Here is a 1,139-nt window from a genome sequence, read left to right on the forward strand (position 1 = left end):
GGCCCCGCGCGCGCGGTCACCACCACCGCCGGGCGCGCGGTGCCCGCCGACGGCGACCTGACCGTGGTGCTGTCCTCGCGCCCCGCCAATGACGAGACCGCCCATCCCGGGCGCGGCGAGCGAACCGTGCGCACGCTGCGCACCGTGGGCGCCGCCAGTGCTACCAGCGCCACCAGCACCGGCGCCACCGGCGGCTTCGACGCCGACGCGACGGTGGTGATGCGCCCCGCGCCGGCCGCCGGCAGCACCCAATCCGACAGCCTGAGCCGCGAGAGCTGGCAGCGCGTGGCGAACGCCCAGGGCGGCGATCACGCGAGCGTCGGCACCCTGCTCAAGGGCCGCTTCCTGCTGGAGCGCGAGCTCGGCCGCGGCGGCATGGGGGTGGTCTACCTGGCGCGCGACGAGCGCAAGGTCGAGGCGCGCGACCGCGATCCCTTCGTGGCGGTGAAGGTGCTCAACGACGAGTTCCGGCGCCATCCCGATTCGCTGATCGCGCTGCAGCGCGAGGCCCGCCGCGCGCAGCGCCTGGCCGACGACCATATCGTCCATGTTTACGATTTCGACAAGGACGGCACCATCGTCTTCATGACCATGGAGTACATCGACGGCACCGACCTGCGCACGCTGATTCGCGAGCGGCCCTCGGGCATGCCGTTTCGCGAGGCCTGGCCGCTGATCGAGGGCATGGCGCGCGCGCTGCAGCGTGCCCACGCGAGCGGCATCGTGCATTCCGATTTCAAGCCGGGCAACGTGATGGTCACGCGCGACGGCGTGCCCAAGGTGTTCGACTTCGGCATCGCCCGCGCCGGCAACGCGCGCGCGGGCGCGGCCGGCGACCAGACGGTGTTCGACGCCGGCACGCTGGGCGCGCTGACGCCGGCCTACGCGAGCCTGGAGATGATCCGCGGCGCCGATCCGGCGGTGCGCGACGACGTCTATGCGCTCGGCTGCGTGATCTACGAACTGCTGACCGGCCGCCATCCCTTCGAGCGCCGCAGCGCCGAGCTGGCGATGAACGAAAACGCCGCGCCGCCCGCGGTGCCGGGGCTGTCGCGGCGCCAGGCGCGCGCGCTGGCCGAGGCGGTGGCCTTCGAGGGCGACGCGCGGCTGCAGACGGTGGGCGCGCTGGTCGAGAGCCT

The 1,139-nt window shown here is 73.6% G+C and carries 1 protein-coding gene; it reads left to right on the forward strand.

Annotated features, from left to right (window positions below):
* Positions 1-1,139 (forward strand): serine/threonine-protein kinase (locus tag F3J18_RS37495; protein ID WP_240156529.1); only part of this gene is annotated, 1,139 nt, incomplete at both ends.

This window comes from Burkholderia sp. Ax-1720, from assembly GCF_011753035.1.
GTDB classification, from domain to species: domain Bacteria; phylum Pseudomonadota; class Gammaproteobacteria; order Burkholderiales; family Burkholderiaceae; genus Burkholderia; species Burkholderia gladioli.